The following is a 17,823-nucleotide window of genomic DNA, read 5'->3' on the forward strand; positions in this document are numbered from 1 at the left end:
GCGATCAGCCCTTGCGCAGGAAGACGTAATCGGCCGAGTAGGGCGCGCTCTTGAACTCGCCGGCCTTTTCGCAAGGGCCCTCGAGCTTGCCGCCATGGGTGTTGATGCGCTGGACGGTGGTGACGGGCGCCAGAACGCCGCTGCCCCGGCGCGAGGCGACCTCGAGCTTCAGCCAGGGGATGTCACCTGCGGTTGCGCCCGGCGCGTTACCGATGGCCTTGCCGACCACGGCGCTGCCGTCGGCGTGCTCCCAATTGGGGCCTGCATAGTGGCGGCCGATCGTCTTGCCTTCGGAAAGCAGCGTCGCGATCGGCTCGCGGAAGGCCCAGCCGAGCTTGCCGTCGGTCCCTGCCTTGCACTCATAGACCTGCGCGCCCTCGGCGTGGACGCTTAGCACGATGCTCTCGCCGGGCGCGGCGATCGCCTCGGGCAGCGCCTGCTCCGCGGCTGCGGCCGATCCGATCAGGGCCGAGAGCAGCAAAGTGGGGACGGCGAGCTTGATGGACATGGTCGATCTCCGCGCAATGGGCGTCAAAATGGAAGGGCCGCGCTGAGGCGCGGCCCGTGATGATGTCTAACCGTACTCCGGCGAAAATGCGAGACGCCGGCTTACGCCGCCAGCGCCTTCGCGAGGTTCTCGGCGACCTTGTCGAGGAAGCCGGTGGTAGACAGCCAGCGCTGGTCGGCGCCGACGAGGAGCGCGAGATCCTTGGTCATGTAGCCGTCTTCGACGGTGTCGACGCAGACCTTCTCAAGGGTGGTCGCAAACTTCGCCAGCTCCGGATTGTTGTCGAGCTTGGCGCGGTGGGCGAGGCCACGGGTCCAGGCGAAGATCGACGCGATCGAGTTGGTCGAGGTCTCCTTGCCCTTCTGGTGCTCGCGGTAGTGGCGGGTCACCGTGCCGTGCGCGGCTTCAGCTTCCACCGTCTTGCCGTCGGGCGTGAGCAGGACCGAGGTCATCAGGCCGAGCGAGCCGTAGCCCTGCGCGACCGTGTCGGACTGCACGTCGCCGTCGTAGTTCTTACAGGCCCAGACATAGCCGCCGGACCACTTCAGCGCCGAGGCCACCATGTCGTCGATCAGGCGATGCTCGTAGGTCAGGCCCTTGGCGTCGAATTCCTTCTTGAACTCGCGGTCGAAGACGTCCTGGAAGATGTCCTTGAAGCGGCCGTCATAGACCTTCAGAATCGTGTTCTTGGTCGAGAGATAGACCGGGTAGTTGCGCATCAGGCCGAAGTTGAAGGACGCGCGGGCGAAGTCGATGATGGAGTCGTCGAGATTGTACATCTCCATGGCGACGCCGGCGCCGGGCGCCTTGAAGACTTCCTTCTCGATCACGGTGCCGTCCTCGCCGACGAACTTCAGCGACAGCGTGCCCTTGCCGGGAAACTTGATGTCGGTGGCGCGGTACTGGTCGCCATAGGCGTGGCGGCCGATGATGATCGGCTTGGTCCAGCCGGGAACGAGGCGCGGCACGTTCTTGCAGATGATCGGCTCGCGGAAGATCACGCCGCCGAGAATGTTGCGGATGGTGCCGTTCGGCGACTTCCACATCTGCTTGAGGTTGAACTCCTTCACCCGGGCCTCGTCCGGGGTGATGGTGGCGCACTTGACGCCGACGCCGACCTTCTTGATCGCCTCGGCGGCGTCGATCGTCACCTGATCGTTGGTCTGGTCGCGGTACTCCATCCCCAGGTCGAAATAGAGCAGCTGGACGTCGAGGAACGGGTTGATCAGCTTGTCCTTGATGTACTGCCAGATGATCCGGGTCATCTCGTCGCCATCGAGTTCGACGACGGGGTTGGTCACCTTGATTTTTGCCATGGGGAAAAGGGCCTCTTCGAGATCAGCAGCTGTTGGAACAGGTTTGATGAAGCGGGCCTATAGCATCCGCGGGCACCGACCGGAAGGGAGCTGGAGCGGTTAGGTCCTATCCCTCAACGCGGGCCAGTATCGCCGCTCCAGGCGGCGGCGTGCCTTGCCTTCAGGCATGGCCCGAATGATCGAACCGCCTGCACCGGGATGCTGTTCCTCCACGGCCTCTGCGACGTGGCGCCAGAGCCGCGCGGCGCGCCAGCAGCGGTCCGGGTGGCACAGGGCCCGAATGCGGTCCCAGATCGGCCGGGCGAAGGCCGGATCGACCGCATGGCAGGCGGTCCAGAGCACTTCGAGAGCATAGGCCCGGGAATTGTGCGGTTGGACAGTTGGGGCGAGGTCGAGGCAACGCGCGCGCTCCCGCTCGGCAAAGGCCCGAGTGTCTCGTCGCACGGCGACGGCGATCGGCCATGCCATCACCGCGACGGTGCCATAGGCATCGTGGCAGCGGGCGGATTCTTTCGCCGCTTCCTCAAGCACCGAAAGCAGCGTCCGCTCGTCCGGCGCGGCTTCTGCGACATAAGCGAGGGCCTGCACGCGGTACCATGCGTCGGGACATCCGCGAGCAGCTTCCAAAGCCTGACGGATATTGCTGCGAGCTAGCTCTCCGGCTCGCATCCGGCCCATCACGGAGGCATGCGAGGGCGCTGGGGCATGAGAATATCGTGGCGGGAAGGACATGATCGTGCTTTGTCGCGGCAACACGAGAGCCAGTTCGATTTCGGTGGTGCCGGAAAATTCGCTGCTAACCTCATATTTTGCTTGAGAAATCCGGCCCTCGGGGGCAATCGGGGACTTGAATCTGTTTCTCAAGAAGCGCCACGCAACGCCCTGATCTGGAATCGGAAGGACGATGTCGGGTACCGACAAGACCAAGACGGGCTTCGACCTCGAAGGCCCCGCGATCATTCTGGTCGAGCCGCAGCTCGGCGAGAACATCGGCATGGCGGCTCGTGCCATGGGCAACTTCGCCCTCAGCCGCTTGCGCATCGTCAACCCGCGCGATGGCTGGCCCAACATCGCCGCCCAGCGCGCGGCGGCCGGTGCCGACCATATCCTGGAGCGGGTCGAACTGTTCGACACCGTCGAGCAGGCCGTCTCCGATCTCGACCTGTTGTTTGCCACCAGCGCCCGGGCCCATGACCAGGCCAAGCCGGTGGTCGGCCCGGAAGCGGCGACGACCGAGATCGCCGGCCACATTTCCACCGGCGGAAGGGCCGGCATCCTCTTTGGCCGCGAGCGCTGGGGGCTGACCAATGAGGAGGTCGCGCTCGCCAACCGGGTCATCACCTTCCCGGTCAACCCCGGCTTCGCCTCGCTGAACCTCGCGCAGGCGGTGCTGCTGGTTGGCTACGAATGGTTCAAGCGGGCGACGGAGGGCGCGCTGCCGCACGGCATGCCGGAGCGTTCCGAGCGCGCCTCGCAGCACCAGATCCTGGCCTTCTTCGAGAATCTCGTGCGCGAGCTCGACCGGGTTGAATTCCTCCGCCCGGCCGAGAAGCGCGACACCATGCTGGTGAACCTGCGCAACATTTTCACCCGCATGGAGCCGACCAAGCAGGACATGCACACCTTGCACGGGGTGGTGATGGCAATCGCGGAAGGGCGGAAAGGGCCGGCCAAGGGCGGCGTGCTCGACGGCGAGCAGGCAACGCGCCTGCGCGCGCTGCTGGCCGAGCACGGGCAGGGCGGCGGGGTGCCCGACAGCGGCAGCACCGTGCGCGGGCTCGCGCGCCTGCTTCGCCGTAACCCGACCGATGCCGAGCGCCTGCTCTGGCAGGCCCTGACCCGCGACCGCCGCTTCGCCGGCCAGTTCAAGCGCCAGACCCCGGTCGGCCGGCATATCCCGGACTTCGTCTCGTTTCCGCACCGGCTCGCGATCGAGCTGGTTAATCCAGGCGAGGGCGAGACGATCGTCGCCGACCGCGCCGCGCGGCGGGCCTGGCTGGAGGCGCGGGATTATCGCGTGGTCGAGATCAAGGCGGCGGACGTGGAGCGGGATATCGAGCCGCAGCTTGCGGCGTTGCAGGCGATGATCGTCGAGGCTTGAACCGCTGCGGACATGGTTTCCAACGCAGAGGTGAAGGGAAATCTGGCAGTCTTTGCCGACTCGCGGGTGGCTGCGAAGTAGAACGCGGCCCGCTCAAACCGCGGTGTTGCCGCAGATCTCGCGCGAGCGCTCGGCGTGAATCCCTGACGGCCTTGCTGGCACGTTTCGTGCAATCCAAAACGTCACGAAGCGACGTTGCAGCTATCCTCTCTGCCGGAAGGCAAGCGATGGCGCGACACAACGGCCAAGGGAGACCCCGACATGAAACGTTCCGACCTCACCGAAAAGCTGCTCGACATCAAGCGCGAGAAGGGCTGGAGCTGGAAATACATCTGCGAGAAGATCGGCGGCTATTCGGAGGTGCTGATCGTCGGCGCGATCATGGGCCAAATGAAATTGACCAAGCCGCAGGCCGCCAATGCCGGCGAGCTGTTCGGCCTGTCGAAGGCGGAGACTGCGATGCTCAACGAGGTGCCGATGCGCGGCACCGGCACGCCGATGCCGCCGACCGATCCCCTGATCTACCGCTTCTACGAGATGGTGATGGTCAACGGCCCGGCCTGGAAGGCGCTGATCGAGGAGGAGTTCGGCGACGGCATCATGTCGGCGATCGACTTCGACATGGCGATCGAGCGCGTCGCCAACCCGAAGGGCGACCGCGTCAAGATCACCATGAGCGGAAAATTTCTGCCCTACAAATATTACGGCGCGAGCGGCAATGTGCCGGACTACGGTTTCAAGGAGGAGTGACCGCGGCGAAGGCGTCGCGAAGCTCCTTGATCGGCGCCATCTCGCGGACGTAGGTGAAGGCTCCCTTCTCCTTCATCTCGCGCGCGCTGCGCAGGAAGGCTGCGAGCGCAAATCGCGACATGGCGCCCCCGACGCTGATGCGCTTGACGCCGGCCTCCGACAATTGCGCGAGCGTCAGCGTCGGATCGGCAAAGCCCATCACCAGGTTGAAGGGCTTTGTCACCGACGAGACGACCGTCTTGATCGTCGCGAGGTCGTAAACACCGGGTGCATAGAGCACGTCGGCGCCTGCGGCCTCGAACGCCCTAAGGCGCTTGATGGTGTCGTCGAGATCATTGCGCCCGTGCAGCAGGTTTTCGGCACGCGCGGTCAGTGTGAACGGGATCGACAGCGAGCGGGCCGTCTCCACCGCGGCCTGGACACGCTCGAGCGCGAGAGAGAAATCATAGATCGGCCGCGCCCGATCGCCCGTGAAATCCTCGATTGAGCCGCCGACCGCGCCGGCCTCGGCCGCGCGCCGGATCGCCTCGGCCGCGCGTTTCGGCTCATGCGCGCCGCAGTTCTCGAGATCGACGCTGACCGGCAGGTCGGTCGCCGCGGCAATCGCGCGGCAATTGTCGAGGATGCCATCCAGGCTGACGGTCGAGCTGCCGAGCATGTTGGCAAGCCCGAGGCTGGTGGTTGCGAGCGCCTCGAATCCCATGGCTGCGAGCAGTTTTGCGGTACCGGCATCCCAAGGGTTTGGAATGATGAAGGCGCCGGGCCGCTCGTGCAGGGCTCGAAATGTCTTTGCCTTCTCCAATTGGCTCGTCATGGCTCGCTTCCCGTGTCGTGGTGTCTGTTCGGACACCAGCGATAGGAGTATTTCCGCCATTCGCCAAATTTGTTATTTCTCTTAACATCATCAGCTTTTTGCATGAGGTATCCGTGATGGACAGCGATGCCCTCGATACGTTCCTGACCGTTCACCGCAGGGGAGGGATCTCGAATGCGGCCAAGGTGCTGCATCGCTCGCAGCCGGCGATTTCGCGCCGCATTGCTCTGCTGGAGCGGGAGCTCGGCGTGCCCCTGTTCGAGCGGATCGCGGGTCGGACGCTGCTGAGCGATGCCGGGCGCGTGCTGGTCCCCTATGCCGAGCGCGCCGTCGCGGCCGCGCAGGATGCGGAACAGGCGATACGCGCGCTCACGAAACAGAATTCAGGACCCGTCTCGCTCGCCGTGACCGGCACGCTCGCCGACAGCCGCCTCTCGGAGATCATGAAGGGATTTGCGAGAGCGCAGCCGGACGTCGCGCTCACGCTTCGCACCGCCACCAGCACTGAGGTCAGCGATCTCATCCGCCGCGGCGAGGCGACGATCGGGCTGCGCTACAATGTCGATCGGTCGGCGGACCTTGCTTGCGAGCCGATCCTGACCGAGCGGCTGCAAGTCGTGTGCGCGCCCGATCATCCGCTCGCCGGCGAGCGGGTCAGACGTCTCGCCGAGCTTCGCGAGCAACGCTGGATCGCGTTTCCCGAGATACCCGGGCGCCGCGAGATTGCGGCCTCCCACGTCTTTGCGTTGTTTCTCACGCAAGGATTGGGCGAGGTGGAATGGACGCCAGTCGACAGCCTCACGGCGCAGAAGCGCCTCGTCGAATCGGGCTTCGGTCTTGCACTGCTCGCGCAAAGCCATGTGGCCGAGGAGATGGTCTCGGGCACCATGTCGACGATTGCCGTCGGCGATCTCTCGGCAAGCCACGATGTGGTTGTCGTTACCCGGCGCGGCGGATTTTTGAGCATGGCCGCGCGGCAATTGCTGGAGGCGATCCGGCGTGACTACAGCGCTGTCGGTGCCGTGGTGGCCGGGCGTCCGCGGAAACGTCGCACGGCGCGCAAAACGCGTGCGCGCCGGCGCGCTGCATAGACGGCGTTCGCTTATTTCCCGGCCTTGACCTCGGTTGCCGCCGCGGCCAGCAGCTCGGTCATTTTGGCGCGAATCGCTTGCTCGGTGGTCGCGACGCCCTTGGAGGTCAAGTCGCCCAAAACCTTGCGTAGGACGTCACCGTCGCCGGCTTCCTCGAAATCGGCTGCGACCACCTCCTTGGCATAAGCCGTGGCGGCATCGCCCGTGATGCCGAGCTTCTCGGCGGCCCACAGGCCGAGCATCCGGTTGCGGCGGGCCTCGGCCTTGAATTTCTGCTCCTCGTCGAGGGCGAATTTCTTCTCGAATCCTTCCTCGCGCTTGTCGAAAGTGGTCATGCTTTTCCGTTCCAATTCCCTGGCTGAATCCGGCCGTGACGCCGCGTTGCGGTGACCCCGGCCGATGCCTACATAAGGGGCACGAATCGGCAGACCAATGAGCCGTTAAGCCGCAGGCAAGACGGTATAAGTTGGTGCCGGAAGAGCCGGATCGATTGTGCTGGGACAGCCAATCGGATAGGTTGCCTAAAGGTTTGGTTCCTGTTCTGTTTCTATGGGTTCCGGGCCGTTCACGGCAGCTCCGCTGTGGGTCCTAATACTTGTCAACCGGAGCACACCAAATTCATGGATTTTAACAAAACACGGTACATCCCCATGAGCCGTCGGCGTCGCATTTATGAAGGCAAGGCAAAGGTTCTTTACGAAGGTCCCGAGCCCGGCACCCTGATCCAGCACTTCAAGGACGACGCCACCGCGTTCAATGCGAAGAAGCACCAGGTGATCGAGGGCAAGGGTGTCCTCAACAACCGGATCTCGGAGTACCTGTTTCAGCACCTCAACGACATCGGGGTGCCGACCCATTTCATCCGCCGCCTCAACATGCGCGAGCAGTTGATCCGTGAGGTCGAGATCGTGCCGCTCGAGGTGGTGGTGCGGAACGTCGCCGCTGGCTCGCTGTCGCAGCGGCTCGGCATCGAGGAGGGCACGCAGCTGCCGCGCTCGATCATCGAATTCTACTACAAGAACGACCAGCTCAACGACCCGATGGTGTCGGAAGAGCACATCACCGCCTTCGGCTGGGCGACGCCGCAGGAGATCGACGACATCATGGCGCTCGCCATCCGCGTCAACGACTTCCTGACCGGCCTCTTCCTCGGCATCGGCATCCGCCTCGTCGACTTCAAGATGGAATGCGGCCGCCTGTTCGAGAACGAGATGATGCGCATCATCGTCGCTGACGAGATTTCGCCGGACTCCTGCCGGCTCTGGGACATCAAGTCGAACGAGAAGCTCGACAAGGACCGCTTCCGCAGGGACCTCGGCGGCCTGCTCGAGGCCTATACCGAAGTTGCAAAGCGCCTCGGCATCCTCATGGAGAACGAGCGTCCGGCGGGCTCGGGCCCGGTGCTGGTGAAGAGCTAAGAGGGATTATCGACGTGAAGGCACGTGTCACCGTTACCCTGAAGACGGGCATTCTGGATCCGCAGGGCAAGGCCATCGAAGGCGCGCTGAAATCGCTCGGCGTCGACGGCGTTGCCAGCGTCCGTCAGGGCAAGGTGTTCGACATCGAGCTCGCCGGCGCGGACAAGGCCAAGGCCGAAGCCACGCTGAAGGAGGCTGCCGACAAGCTTCTGGCGAACACCGTGATCGAGAATTATCGCGTCGAGATTGTGTGAGTCTGCCCTGTAGACCCTCATGGTGAGGAGGCGCGCACGCGCCGTCTAGCGGACGATGCTCCGCATCGCCGCGAGAACCATGCAGGCCCGGCTCTCACGCCTCGGCCTTCATCCTTCGAGACGCGCGCGAAGGGCGCGCGAGGGGTCGCACTTTGTGGGCTGAGAGCTTTCGCCTAGAGCCACCCGGCGCGGCGGAAGCGCCAGTAGAGCGCGCTGCATGAAATCAGCATCACGCTGAGCAGGGCGTAATAGCCGTACTCCCATTGCAGCTCCGGCATGTTCTTGAAGTTCATGCCGTAGATGCCGGCAAGCGCGGTGGGGATGGCGAGGATCGCGAGCCACGAGGCGAGCTTCTTGGAAACCGCCGTCTCCTGCGCCTGGCCGACCAAGAGGCTTGCTTCAAACGCGAAGGCGAGCACCTCGCGCATGGAATCGATGCGCTCCTGGATATTCCTGACGTGGTCGGTGACGTCGCGGAACAGCGGCTGCATGGTCGGGCGGACCATCGACAACTCGTCGTGCTCCAGCCGGCGGCAGACTTCCACCAGAGGGCCGATAGCATTGCGCAGCCGCAGCAGGTCGCGGCGCAGCATGTAGAGCCGCTCGATCTGCGGCTTGCTGATCGGCTTCGAGAGCACGTCGTCCTCGATCCCCTCGACCTCATCGTGAATGCTTTCGAGCACGGGGGAGTAGTTGTCGACGATGAAATCGAGGATGGCATAGAGGATGTAGTCCTCGCCGCGCGCCAGCGCCCGTGGGCAGCTCTCGCAACGTTCGCGCACCGCCGTATAGGAGGTCGAAGCGCCGTGACGGACGGTCACGAGATAGCCGTCGCCGACGAAGATGTGCGTCTCGCCGAACACGATCCGGCCCTCGAAGAGTTGCGCCGTCCGCGCCACGATGAACAGGGCCTCGCCATATTGCTCGATCTTCGGCCGCTGATGGGCGTGGTTGGCATCCTCGATCGCGAGCTCGTGCAGGTCGAATTGCTTCTGTACCGCGCTGAGCAGCGCCATGCCCGGCTCATGCAGCCCGATCCAGACGACGTGGTCTGGCTTTGCCCGCCAGCTCGAGGCTTCGCTGATCGCGATGTTGGCGACGCGCCGGCCGTCGACATAGGCGCCGGCCGCAACGACGCCCTCGGTGGAGACCGGTTCGGCTGGGGAGGTGGGCGACGACGGGACGTTCATGGCTTCAATCCCGGGCAAAATCGTTCGGCCAAAGGGCGGGCTATGGCCTGTGCACAAAGCGGCCAAGTGAGGCTAGCACTGGTAAAATCCGCGTCAAATGGTTATGTCTCCTCACGATTTGGCCATTGGCCAGCCCGATTCCATTCCTCGCTTCGGAACTCAAAGCCATGAAAGCCGCCATCCTCGTCTTTCCCGGAATCAATCGCGAGCGCGACATGGCGCGTGCGCTGAAGCTGATCTCGGGACACGAGCCGGCGATGGTCTGGCACGCCGAGACGTCGCTTCCGGCAGGAACTGATCTGGTCGTGGTGCCCGGCGGCTTTTCCTATGGCGACTACCTGCGCTGTGGCGCCATCGCGGCGCGCGCGCCGGTGATGGATGCGGTGCGCAACTATGCGGCCAAGGGTGGCCTCGTGCTCGGCGTCTGCAACGGTTTCCAGATCCTCTGCGAGTCCGGCCTCTTGCCGGGCGTGCTGATGCGCAATGCGCGGCTCAAGTTCATCTGTCACGACGTGCATCTGCGCGTCGAACGCTCCGATACGCCGTTCACCCGCGGCTACAATGCCGGCCAGGTGATCCGCGTGCCGGTCGCCCATGGCGAGGGCAATTACGAGGCGGATGAGGAAACCATCAAGCGGCTCGAAGGCGAGGGGCGGGTGCTCTATCGCTACTGCTCGGCCGAAGGTGTCGTCGACGAGGCCCACAACATCAACGGCGCGGCGCATTCCATCGCCGGCATCGTCAACGACAAGGGCAACGTGCTCGGCATGATGCCGCATCCGGAAAACCACGTCGAAGACATCATGGGCTGCACCGACGGGCGCGGCCTGTTCGCCGGCCTCGTCGCGCATCTCGACCGCGCGGCGTGAACCTCATCACGCGACATCGCGACTGACGGAGGATTGTTCGAATGCGCGCGAAGACCCGCGCGCTCCGAACAACTTTGGATTGTCTCATCGCGTTGGCATGCTATCAAGGGTGTCAGCGCCATTGATACGCACGTCGGATTTCGCATGCCTGTTGCCCTGATCGTCCTGTTGTTCGAGATCACGCTCATCTGGCACGCGGCGCGCACCGGGCGGTTGCGGCCTTGGGCGTTCATCATCCTGATGGTGCCGCTGGTCGGCTCGCTGGCCTACATCATCGTCGAGCTCATTCCCGAATGGTTCTCGAGCCCGCAGGCGCGACAGGCCCGCCAACGCTTCGCCAACCGGCTCGATCCGGAAAAGCGCTATCGCGAATTGCAGGATCGCCTCGCCGCGACCGACACCATCGCCAATCGCGCCGCGCTTGCCGAGGAATGCGTGAAGATCGCGCGGTTCGGCGAGGCCGAACGGCACTACGATCACATCCTGAAGCTGCCGATGGGCAACGACCCTGTTTATGCGCTCGGCAAGGCGCAGGCAGAATTTTCAGGCAATCGTCCGGCCGATGCGCTGGCAACGCTCGACAATCTGCAGAAGCAGTGGCCTGAGTTCGATTCGGCCGAAGCGCATCTGCTGTACGCTCGCGCGCTCGCGGAGGTCGGACGCCTTGACGAGGCGCTCGAGGAATATCACGCCGTGTCGTCTTACTTCCCTGGTGCCGAGGCGCGGGTGCGCTACGGCATGCTGCTGCAAATGGTCGGCCGCACCGCGGAAGCGCGGGTGATCTTCAACGAGCTCCTGATTCAGATGCGCCGCGCACTAAAATATCTGCGCAATGCGCAGGCCGAGTGGCTCTCGATCGCCGAGAAGCAGCTCTCGACCTAAGCGCCGGTCGGCGGTGGCGCCTTCCGCTTCACCCGCTTGATCGTGCCGGAGAAGGTGAACAGCCTGCGCTCGCCGGCCATCATCTCCCCGCGCAGGAAGATCAGGGAGCCGCCGGCCCGGGTGACCTCGCCGGTGCATTCGATCAGCTCGCCCTCGTGCCCCGCATCGAGGAATTCGCAGCCAAAATTGACGGTCACGCCCCGCCCCTGCAGCGCATGGCGGCCGATCGCGAACAGGCAGTAATCGGCGAACGCCATGAAGCAGCCGCCATGGACGTTCTGGGACCCGTTGAGGTGCTTTTTCTCGACCCGAAAGGCGCAGCGGACGCGGCCGTCCTCCTCGAAACGGTGCCAGAAGGGGCCGATATGGTTCTCAAAACTGTCGCGAATCCAGGTCTGCCAGCCCTTGAATTCCCCCTCGGTCGCGACATGCAGGTCGGGGCGGTGGGGAGAGGTCGTTTTGGTCGGCTCGTGCAAGGAATGGGGCCTTCAAATGAGGGGTTTTTGCCCTTAAATCCGATCCGTCCGCGCTGTGCAATTCCTGTTCCCGCGGGCCCCTTCTGCAAAACTATGGACAGTGGGAAAATGCGCCTTAAAGGGCTTTTCCCAGGCCGTGGATGTTCCTAAGAACGGCCAGACCCCGCCGAAAGCGCCGAATCCATGCTCAAGAACGAACCGAAGATCACCCCCGAACTCGTTGCCGCCCACGGGCTCAAGCCCGACGAGTATGAGCGCATCCTGAAGCTGATCGGGCGGGAGCCGACCTTCACCGAGCTCGGCATCTTCTCGGCGATGTGGAACGAGCACTGCTCGTACAAGTCCTCGCGCATCCATCTGCGCGGCCTGCCGACGAAGGCGCCCTGGGTGATCCAGGGCCCCGGCGAGAACGCCGGCGTGATCGACATCGGCGACGGGCAGGCTGTCGTCTTCAAGATGGAGAGCCACAACCACCCGAGCTACATCGAGCCCTATCAGGGTGCGACCACCGGCGTCGGCGGCATCTTGCGCGACGTCTTCACCATGGGCGCGCGCCCCATCGCCTGCCTGAACGCGCTGAGCTTCGGCGCACCCGAGCATCCCAAGACGCGGCACCTCGTCTCCGGCGTCGTCGCCGGCGTCGGCGGCTACGGCAATTCCTTCGGCGTGCCGACGGTCGGCGGGCAGGTGCGCTTCCACACCCGCTATGACGGCAACATCCTCGTCAACGCCATGGCTGTCGGCCTCGCCGATGCCGACAAGATCTTCTATGCGGCCGCCTCCGGCGTGAACATGCCGATCGTCTATTTGGGCTCCAAGACGGGGCGCGACGGCATTCACGGCGCCTCGATGGCGTCGGCCGAGTTCGACGACAAGTCAGAGGAGAAGCGTCCCACCGTGCAGGTCGGCGATCCCTTTGCCGAGAAGCTGCTGCTCGAGGCCTGTCTCGAGATCATGGAAAAGGGCTGCGTCATCGCGATCCAGGACATGGGCGCGGCGGGGCTCACATGCTCGGCAGTCGAGATGGGCGCCAAGGGCGACCTCGGCGTCGATCTCGATCTCGACGCGGTGCCGACGCGCGAGACCGGCATGAGCGCCTACGAGATGATGCTCTCGGAGAGCCAGGAGCGCATGCTCATGGTGCTCAAGCCCGAGAAGGAGAAAGAGGCCGAGGCGATCTTCAAGAAGTGGGGGCTGGATTTCGCCGTGGTCGGCTACACCACGCCCACCAAGCGCTTCGTGGTCAAGCATGGCGGCGACGTCATGGCCGACCTGCCGATCAAGGAGCTCGGCGACGAGGCGCCGGTCTATGACCGGCCGCATGTCCCCTCCGTCGCGCTGCCGGTCGTGCATGCCCGCGAGGTCGCGGCGCCGATGGGCATTGGTGCTGCGCTCGAAAAGCTGATCGGCACGCCCGAGCTGTGCAGCAAGCGCTGGGTCTGGGAGCAGTACGACCACGTCATCCTCGGCAACACGTTGCAGCGCCCCGGCGGTGATGCTGCCGTCGTGCGCGTACAGGACGGGCCGAAGGGGCTCGCGATGACGGTGGATGTGACGCCGCGCTATTGCGAGGCTGATCCATTCGAGGGTGGTAAGCAGGCGGTGGCCGAAGCCTGGCGCAACATTACCGCGGTCGGCGGCAAGCCGCTCGCGATCACCGACAATCTCAATTTCGGCAATCCGGAGCGGCCCGAGATCATGGGCCAGTTCGTCGGCTGCCTGAAGGGCATTTCGGAAGCCTGCCGCGCGCTGGATTTCCCGGTCGTGTCCGGCAACGTCTCGCTCTACAACGAGACCAATGGCCGCGCGATCCTGCCGACGCCCTCGATCGGCGGCGTCGGCGTGCTCGATGATTTCACCAAGTCCGCTTCGCTCGCCTTCAAGGCCGAGGGTGAGGCGATCCTCCTGATCGGCGAGACCCATGGCTGGCTCGGCCAGTCGGTCTACTTACGCGACATCTGCGGTCGCGAGGAGGGCGCGCCGCCGCCGGTCGATCTTGCCGCCGAAAAGCGCAATGGCGACGTCGTGCGCGGCATGATCCATGCGGGCACCGCGACCGCGGCTCATGACCTCTCTGATGGCGGTCTTCTGGTGGCGCTGGCCGAGATGGCGATGGCGAGCGGCATCGGCGCGCGCCTGCTAGCTGCGCCGACAGCGCTCGTGCCGCACGCCTATTGGTTCGGCGAGGACCAGGCGCGCTACATCGTGACGGTGCCCGAGACGCAGGCCGGCCTCGTGCTTGCAAAGATGCGCGGCTGTGAGGTGCCCTGCGTGCGCATCGGCACCACCGGCGGCGACGCAATCGCGATTGTCGGCGAGGCGCCGGTCAAGATCGAGACGCTGCGCACCGCGTTCGAGCGCTGGCTGCCGGAATACATGGGCGCGAAGGTGGCGTAAGTCGCCACTTTCTCCGTCATTGCGAGCGCAGCGAAGCAATCCAGAATCCCTCCGCGGAGATAGTCTGGATTGCTTCGTCGCTTCGCTCCTCGCAATGACGAGCGATAGTTTGCTCTATAGGACCCTTGTCGCGCCGGGAATTTTCCGCAGCGCTGCCGTGGCGGCCCAGCTCAGGATTACCGTGAGCACGAACGCGATCGCCGCCTTGACGATCGCCGGCACGCTGACGTCGAACAGATAATACTGGATCCAAAGCACGATCGGGTAGTGCACCAGGAACATGCCGTAGGCTTCGCCCTGCATGCGGTCGAGCAAGGTCGGTCCCGGTGCTTTCGAATGCAGGAAGAAGGCGAGGATCGTCAGCAGGATCGATGCCGAGAACAGCACGAAGAACGTGCCGTAGATCGAATGGTACCACCACGGCAGATGAGGCGGATTGCCCAGGATCTCGCGCTTGACGAAGATCATGCACCACATGCCCGCGTAGGGGAGCAGGGTGACGAACAGCCAGCTCCATCGGCTTTTCGGTAACTGGCCGTCCGGACCCAGCACGCCGGTGGCCATGCCGGCGCAGCCGACACCGGCGCCGATGAAGAAGTAGGACGCATAGAGCAGGACGCGGCTCGCCTGCACCGAGAACGGCCCAAACTCGAACCAGTGATTGACGCCGTAATAGATCAGCATCGGGATGTAGGCGATCTCGGTGACGATCCAGAGCAGCAGCCAGAACCGCCACGGCTCCTTGAAGCCCGATTGCGAGACCCGGTTGATCGGAAACACCAGCGTCGACGAGACCCGGTAGAGCAGGCACGCGGTGACGTCGAAGGCGAGCAGCACCCAGACGAACCAGATCGGACCGCTTGGCCACGGGCCGACCGTCACCGTCTTCCACCAGAACGCCGGGAAGGTGAGATCGGAGCCGCCCTGCAATGCCAGCGCGTAATAGGCGAGCGGGATCAGCGTCAGCGCACAGATCGCAAACGGCAGGCCGAGCCGCAGCAGGCGGTCGCGGATGAAGGCCAGCGGCGCCTTGTGGCCGAGGCCGGGCCATACGAACAGCCCCGACAGGAAGAAGAACATCGCCATGAAGAACGAGTCATTGGCGAGCACGATCAAATCGAACCCGATCCACTCGGTCGGATCGGTGTGACCAAAATAGGTGTAGGGGATGACGGCGTGGTGCAACAGCACCACCAGGGTCAGGAACGTACGCGCCCGATCCAGCGACAGGTTTCGCGTCTTGCTCTTGGGAGCTGCGCTGACGTCCGCACCAGCCGTCGCCGTAGGTGAGATCGTTGTCATGGTCGCCCCGGTCGCGTCTTTCCCAGAACCGGATGTTGCCGCCGGGAACCTGATTCAGCAAGGCCTGTTTGGCAGCGCGGTCTCGGCCAGCGCACCGCACCAATCACGGAGGAACCGGCCGTTCTCCTATAGGTTTAGACCTCGCAACGTTTTCAACCGCCGCCTTCCCGGCGGCGCGGAGGTTTCGCGGAGCGGACGATGACGATTTTGAAGTGGGCTCTGATCTTCCTCCTGATCTCGATCGTGGCCGGCGTGCTCGGCTTTACCGGCATTTCGGCCGCGTCCGCCGACGTCGCGCGCTTCCTGTTCTACGTCTTCGTCGTGATCTTCCTGGTGCTCCTGGTGTTGGGGCTCACGATATTCAGGGCGTAGCTGAGTTCGTCATTTCGGAATGGTGCGTTAGCACCAGCTCGATGCTTCGTATCGCCCCGGAATGACGAGACTACCCGACTTCCTCGATTTTCACCTTGTCCGGATAGAAGGCGAGATGGCCGGAGATCTCCGTCATGGCGGGGAACGGCGTCTCGTAGGTCCAGATCGCGTTGTCCAGCGTCTTGCCGTTGGCCTTGACGCTGAAATAGCTGGCGTCCCCCTTGTAGGGACAATGGGTGACGCGGTCGGTCCGCTCGAGCAAGGCCATGTTGGTATCCTCCCGCGGCACGTATTGGACGGCCGGATACCGACCCTCCTTCAGGGTCAGCGCCTTCGCGGTGTCGGCGATCACGACGTCGCCCGCCGTCACGCGGACGCGCCTAGGGTTGTGAGTGATGGTGATGGGGTGGTCGGGGCCCGGAAGCTTCATGAGTTCACGCCTTTTTGGTCGATTGGCCGCGCGCGGCACTTTGTCGTGCCTTTATCCCGCTTGAGGGGGAAATATAGTGGCTGGAAGCGTGACCCAGAAGGCCGTTCACGCTAAGTTTGGGCCTGCCGGTCCCGGGGACCCCGGCAAGTGATTCGAAGGCCTGAATTGCGAAGACAGGAGCGAGAGCAGAATGCCAATGGACGCCCACGATATCGAGGCGATGATCAAGGCAGCGATCCCCGATGCCGAGGTGACGATCCGGGACCTCGCCGGTGACGGCGACCATTATGCCGCGACCGTGATCTCGGAATCTTTCCGTGGCAAGTCCCGCGTCCAGCAGCACCAGATCGTCTATCAGTCGCTGCGCGGCCAGATGGGCGGCGTGCTTCACGCGCTGGCGCTGCAGACCGGCGTGCCGGGAAGCTGATGTCGAATTGATCTTTTTGCCGGCGGGGTAGGCGATGGCTGCGGACAATCCACGCGGCGCGATGTTTCGTGTCATCGTGCCGGACCAGCCGAGCCGCGTGACTTATGTCGAGCTGTTCTTCGATCTCGTCTTCGTCTACGCCGTCACGCAGATTTCGCACACACTGCTCGGCCGTTTCACGCCGCTCGGCGCGGTCCAGGTCACGCTGCTGTTCCTCGCGGTGTGGTGGGTCTGGGTCTACACCGCGTGGGTCACCAACTGGCTGAACCCCGAGCTGACGCCGGTCCGCGTCCTGCTCTTCCTGATGATGCTGGGCGGCCTCGTGCTGTCGATCTCGATCCCGACGGCATTCGAGGGGCGTGGGCTGTGGTTTGCGATCGCGTATGCCTCCATGCAGGTCGGGCGGACAGCCTTCTGGCTGTTCGCAACGCCGCCGCACCGGATTTTGGTGCGGCATAATGCGATCCGCATCCTGGCCTGGCTTTCCGTCTCTGCCGTGCTGTGGATCGCAGGCGGGTTAGCGGAGGGAGAGGCGCGGCTGTGGTTCTGGCTCGCGGCCGTCGCCTTCGAATACATCTCGCCGGCCGCGCGCTTCTGGGTCCCGAAGCTGGGATTTTCCTCGATGGAGGCCTGGAGCGTCGAGGGCGGCCACATGGCCGAGCGCTGCGCCGGCTTCATCATCATCGCGCTCGGCGAGGCGATCGTCGTCAACGGCGCGACCTTTGGCGAACTGAGCTGGACCGGTGAAAATATCTCCGCCTTTCTTGCAGCTCTCCTCGGCAGCATCGCGATGTGGTGGATCTATTTCCACAAAGGTGCGGAAGCGGGCTCGGAGCTGATCTCGAAATCAGCCGAGTCCGGCCGGCTGGCGCGGCTCGCCTACACCTACCTGCACATGCCGATCATCGCCGGCATCATCCTGACCGCCGTGTCGGATGAGCTCGTGCTGAAGCACCCAACCGGACATTCCGATCTCAGAACGGTCTTGAGCACGGTCGGCGGTCCCCTAGTGTTTTTGGTCGGCACCATCCTGTTCAAGCACACCATCCGCGGCTTCCTCCAGCTCTCGCATGGCGTCGGCATCCTCGCGCTGCTTGGTCTCGGCTGGTTCGGCGGCGAGCTGTCGCCGCTCTGGCTCTCGATTGCGACGACGGCGATCCTGATCGTGGTGGCGGTGTGGGAGTCGGTGTCGTTGCGCGCGAAGGCCGAAGAGGCTGATTGAACCG

20 protein-coding genes are annotated in these 17,823 nt (G+C 64.2%); 11 read left to right on the top strand and 9 right to left on the bottom strand.

The annotated features are described in order from the left end of the window. Window positions 1–4: 4 nt before the first annotated feature. The 3 genes from NLN62_RS33855 to NLN62_RS33865 all read right to left on the bottom strand — a co-directional run bounded on the left by NLN62_RS33855 (window position 5) and on the right by NLN62_RS33865 (window position 2,412). A complete protein-coding gene (locus tag NLN62_RS33855) occupies window positions 5–508 on the bottom strand; it encodes a DUF3455 domain-containing protein (RefSeq protein ID WP_027527832.1) in 504 nt (167 codons plus the stop codon). Window positions 509–609: 101 nt separating this feature from the next. Then, window positions 610–1,824, bottom strand: coding sequence for an NADP-dependent isocitrate dehydrogenase (locus NLN62_RS33860; RefSeq protein WP_027527831.1), 1,215 nt, complete (start codon window positions 1,822–1,824; stop codon window positions 610–612). Between the two features lie 99 nt (window positions 1,825–1,923). After that, a complete protein-coding gene (locus tag NLN62_RS33865; RefSeq protein ID WP_027527830.1) occupies window positions 1,924–2,412 on the bottom strand; it encodes a hypothetical protein in 489 nt (162 codons plus the stop codon). A 316-nt stretch (window positions 2,413–2,728) separates the two neighbouring features. Here NLN62_RS33865 and NLN62_RS33870 point away from each other — a divergent pair, with 316 nt between their 5' ends. Both NLN62_RS33870 and cynS read left to right on the top strand, forming a co-directional pair. Then, window positions 2,729–3,925, top strand: a complete 1,197-nt coding sequence (locus NLN62_RS33870; protein ID WP_254111690.1) for a TrmJ/YjtD family RNA methyltransferase — start codon at window positions 2,729–2,731, stop codon at window positions 3,923–3,925. Window positions 3,926–4,186: 261 nt separating this feature from the next. Then, on the top strand, window positions 4,187–4,675 hold the full coding sequence (cynS, locus tag NLN62_RS33875; RefSeq protein WP_254111691.1) for a cyanase: 489 nt from the start codon (window positions 4,187–4,189) through the stop codon (window positions 4,673–4,675). On the opposite strand, the gene NLN62_RS33880 is transcribed toward cynS, so the two are convergent. Beyond that, complete coding sequence (locus NLN62_RS33880) at window positions 4,662–5,489, bottom strand: oxaloacetate decarboxylase (protein ID WP_254111692.1); 828 nt, start codon at window positions 5,487–5,489, stop codon at window positions 4,662–4,664. The genes cynS and NLN62_RS33880 overlap by 14 nt on opposite strands. 116 nt (window positions 5,490–5,605) lie before the next feature. Between NLN62_RS33880 and NLN62_RS33885 the strand changes: the two genes are divergently transcribed. Further along, entirely contained in the window at window positions 5,606–6,580 is a 975-nt protein-coding gene (locus NLN62_RS33885; RefSeq protein WP_254111693.1) for a LysR family transcriptional regulator, read from the top strand. An 11-nt stretch (window positions 6,581–6,591) separates the two neighbouring features. Here the strand turns inward: NLN62_RS33885 and NLN62_RS33890 are convergent, their stop codons facing one another. Next, window positions 6,592–6,915 carry a DUF1476 domain-containing protein gene (locus tag NLN62_RS33890; RefSeq protein ID WP_027525391.1) on the bottom strand — a complete coding sequence of 108 codons (324 nt, stop codon included), beginning with the start codon at window positions 6,913–6,915 and terminating at the stop codon, window positions 6,592–6,594. A 315-nt stretch (window positions 6,916–7,230) separates the two neighbouring features. Here NLN62_RS33890 and purC point away from each other — a divergent pair, with 315 nt between their 5' ends. Continuing rightward, window positions 7,231–7,998: a phosphoribosylaminoimidazolesuccinocarboxamide synthase gene (purC, locus tag NLN62_RS33895; protein WP_008974302.1), complete on the top strand. Its 768-nt coding sequence runs from the start codon at window positions 7,231–7,233 to the stop codon at window positions 7,996–7,998. Between the two features lie 14 nt (window positions 7,999–8,012). Beyond that, entirely contained in the window at window positions 8,013–8,252 is a 240-nt protein-coding gene (gene purS, locus NLN62_RS33900) for a phosphoribosylformylglycinamidine synthase subunit PurS (protein ID WP_027525390.1), read from the top strand. Window positions 8,253–8,425: 173 nt separating this feature from the next. Here purS and NLN62_RS33905 read toward each other — a convergent pair whose 3' ends face one another. Continuing rightward, window positions 8,426–9,442: a magnesium and cobalt transport protein CorA gene (locus tag NLN62_RS33905; RefSeq protein WP_254111694.1), complete on the bottom strand. Its 1,017-nt coding sequence runs from the start codon at window positions 9,440–9,442 to the stop codon at window positions 8,426–8,428. Window positions 9,443–9,609: 167 nt separating this feature from the next. Here NLN62_RS33905 and purQ point away from each other — a divergent pair, with 167 nt between their 5' ends. Together purQ and NLN62_RS33915 are read left to right on the top strand one after the other, a co-directional pair. Further along, the gene (purQ, locus tag NLN62_RS33910) at window positions 9,610–10,311 is read left to right on the top strand and encodes a phosphoribosylformylglycinamidine synthase subunit PurQ (protein WP_027525388.1); all 702 of its coding nucleotides are present in this window, start codon (window positions 9,610–9,612) and stop codon (window positions 10,309–10,311) included. 144 nt (window positions 10,312–10,455) lie between these two features. Beyond that, window positions 10,456–11,193, top strand: coding sequence for a tetratricopeptide repeat protein (locus NLN62_RS33915; RefSeq protein ID WP_254111695.1), 738 nt, complete (start codon window positions 10,456–10,458; stop codon window positions 11,191–11,193). Here NLN62_RS33915 and NLN62_RS33920 read toward each other — a convergent pair. Further along, the gene (locus NLN62_RS33920) at window positions 11,190–11,669 is read right to left on the bottom strand and encodes a PaaI family thioesterase (RefSeq protein WP_027525386.1); all 480 of its coding nucleotides are present in this window, start codon (window positions 11,667–11,669) and stop codon (window positions 11,190–11,192) included. The two genes, NLN62_RS33915 and NLN62_RS33920, sit on opposite strands and share 4 nt — an antisense overlap. A gap of 183 nt (window positions 11,670–11,852) precedes the next feature. Here NLN62_RS33920 and purL point away from each other — a divergent pair, with 183 nt between their 5' ends. Beyond that, window positions 11,853–14,066 (top strand): phosphoribosylformylglycinamidine synthase subunit PurL, encoded by a 2,214-nt coding sequence (gene purL / locus NLN62_RS33925; protein ID WP_027525385.1) that lies wholly within the window; start codon window positions 11,853–11,855, stop codon window positions 14,064–14,066. A gap of 114 nt (window positions 14,067–14,180) precedes the next feature. Here purL and NLN62_RS33930 read toward each other — a convergent pair whose 3' ends face one another. Continuing rightward, window positions 14,181–15,368 (bottom strand): acyltransferase, encoded by a 1,188-nt coding sequence (locus tag NLN62_RS33930; protein WP_254111696.1) that lies wholly within the window; start codon window positions 15,366–15,368, stop codon window positions 14,181–14,183. 198 nt (window positions 15,369–15,566) lie between these two features. Here NLN62_RS33930 and NLN62_RS33935 point away from each other — a divergent pair, with 198 nt between their 5' ends. Further along, on the top strand, window positions 15,567–15,740 hold the full coding sequence (locus NLN62_RS33935) for a DUF1328 domain-containing protein (RefSeq protein WP_027525383.1): 174 nt from the start codon (window positions 15,567–15,569) through the stop codon (window positions 15,738–15,740). Between the two features lie 70 nt (window positions 15,741–15,810). Here NLN62_RS33935 and NLN62_RS33940 read toward each other — a convergent pair whose 3' ends face one another. Beyond that, complete coding sequence (locus NLN62_RS33940; RefSeq protein WP_027525382.1) at window positions 15,811–16,170, bottom strand: DUF427 domain-containing protein; 360 nt, start codon at window positions 16,168–16,170, stop codon at window positions 15,811–15,813. Window positions 16,171–16,360: 190 nt separating this feature from the next. Here NLN62_RS33940 and NLN62_RS33945 point away from each other — a divergent pair, with 190 nt between their 5' ends. Further along, on the top strand, window positions 16,361–16,597 hold the full coding sequence (locus tag NLN62_RS33945) for a BolA family protein (protein ID WP_027525381.1): 237 nt from the start codon (window positions 16,361–16,363) through the stop codon (window positions 16,595–16,597). Window positions 16,598–16,631: 34 nt separating this feature from the next. Next, window positions 16,632–17,819, top strand: a complete 1,188-nt coding sequence (locus NLN62_RS33950) for a low temperature requirement protein A (protein ID WP_027525380.1) — start codon at window positions 16,632–16,634, stop codon at window positions 17,817–17,819. The last annotated feature ends 4 nt before the right edge of the window (window positions 17,820–17,823 follow it).

It is taken from the genome of Bradyrhizobium sp. CCGUVB23 (assembly GCF_024199885.1).
In the GTDB taxonomy this organism is placed as follows: Bacteria; Pseudomonadota; Alphaproteobacteria; order Rhizobiales; family Xanthobacteraceae; genus Bradyrhizobium.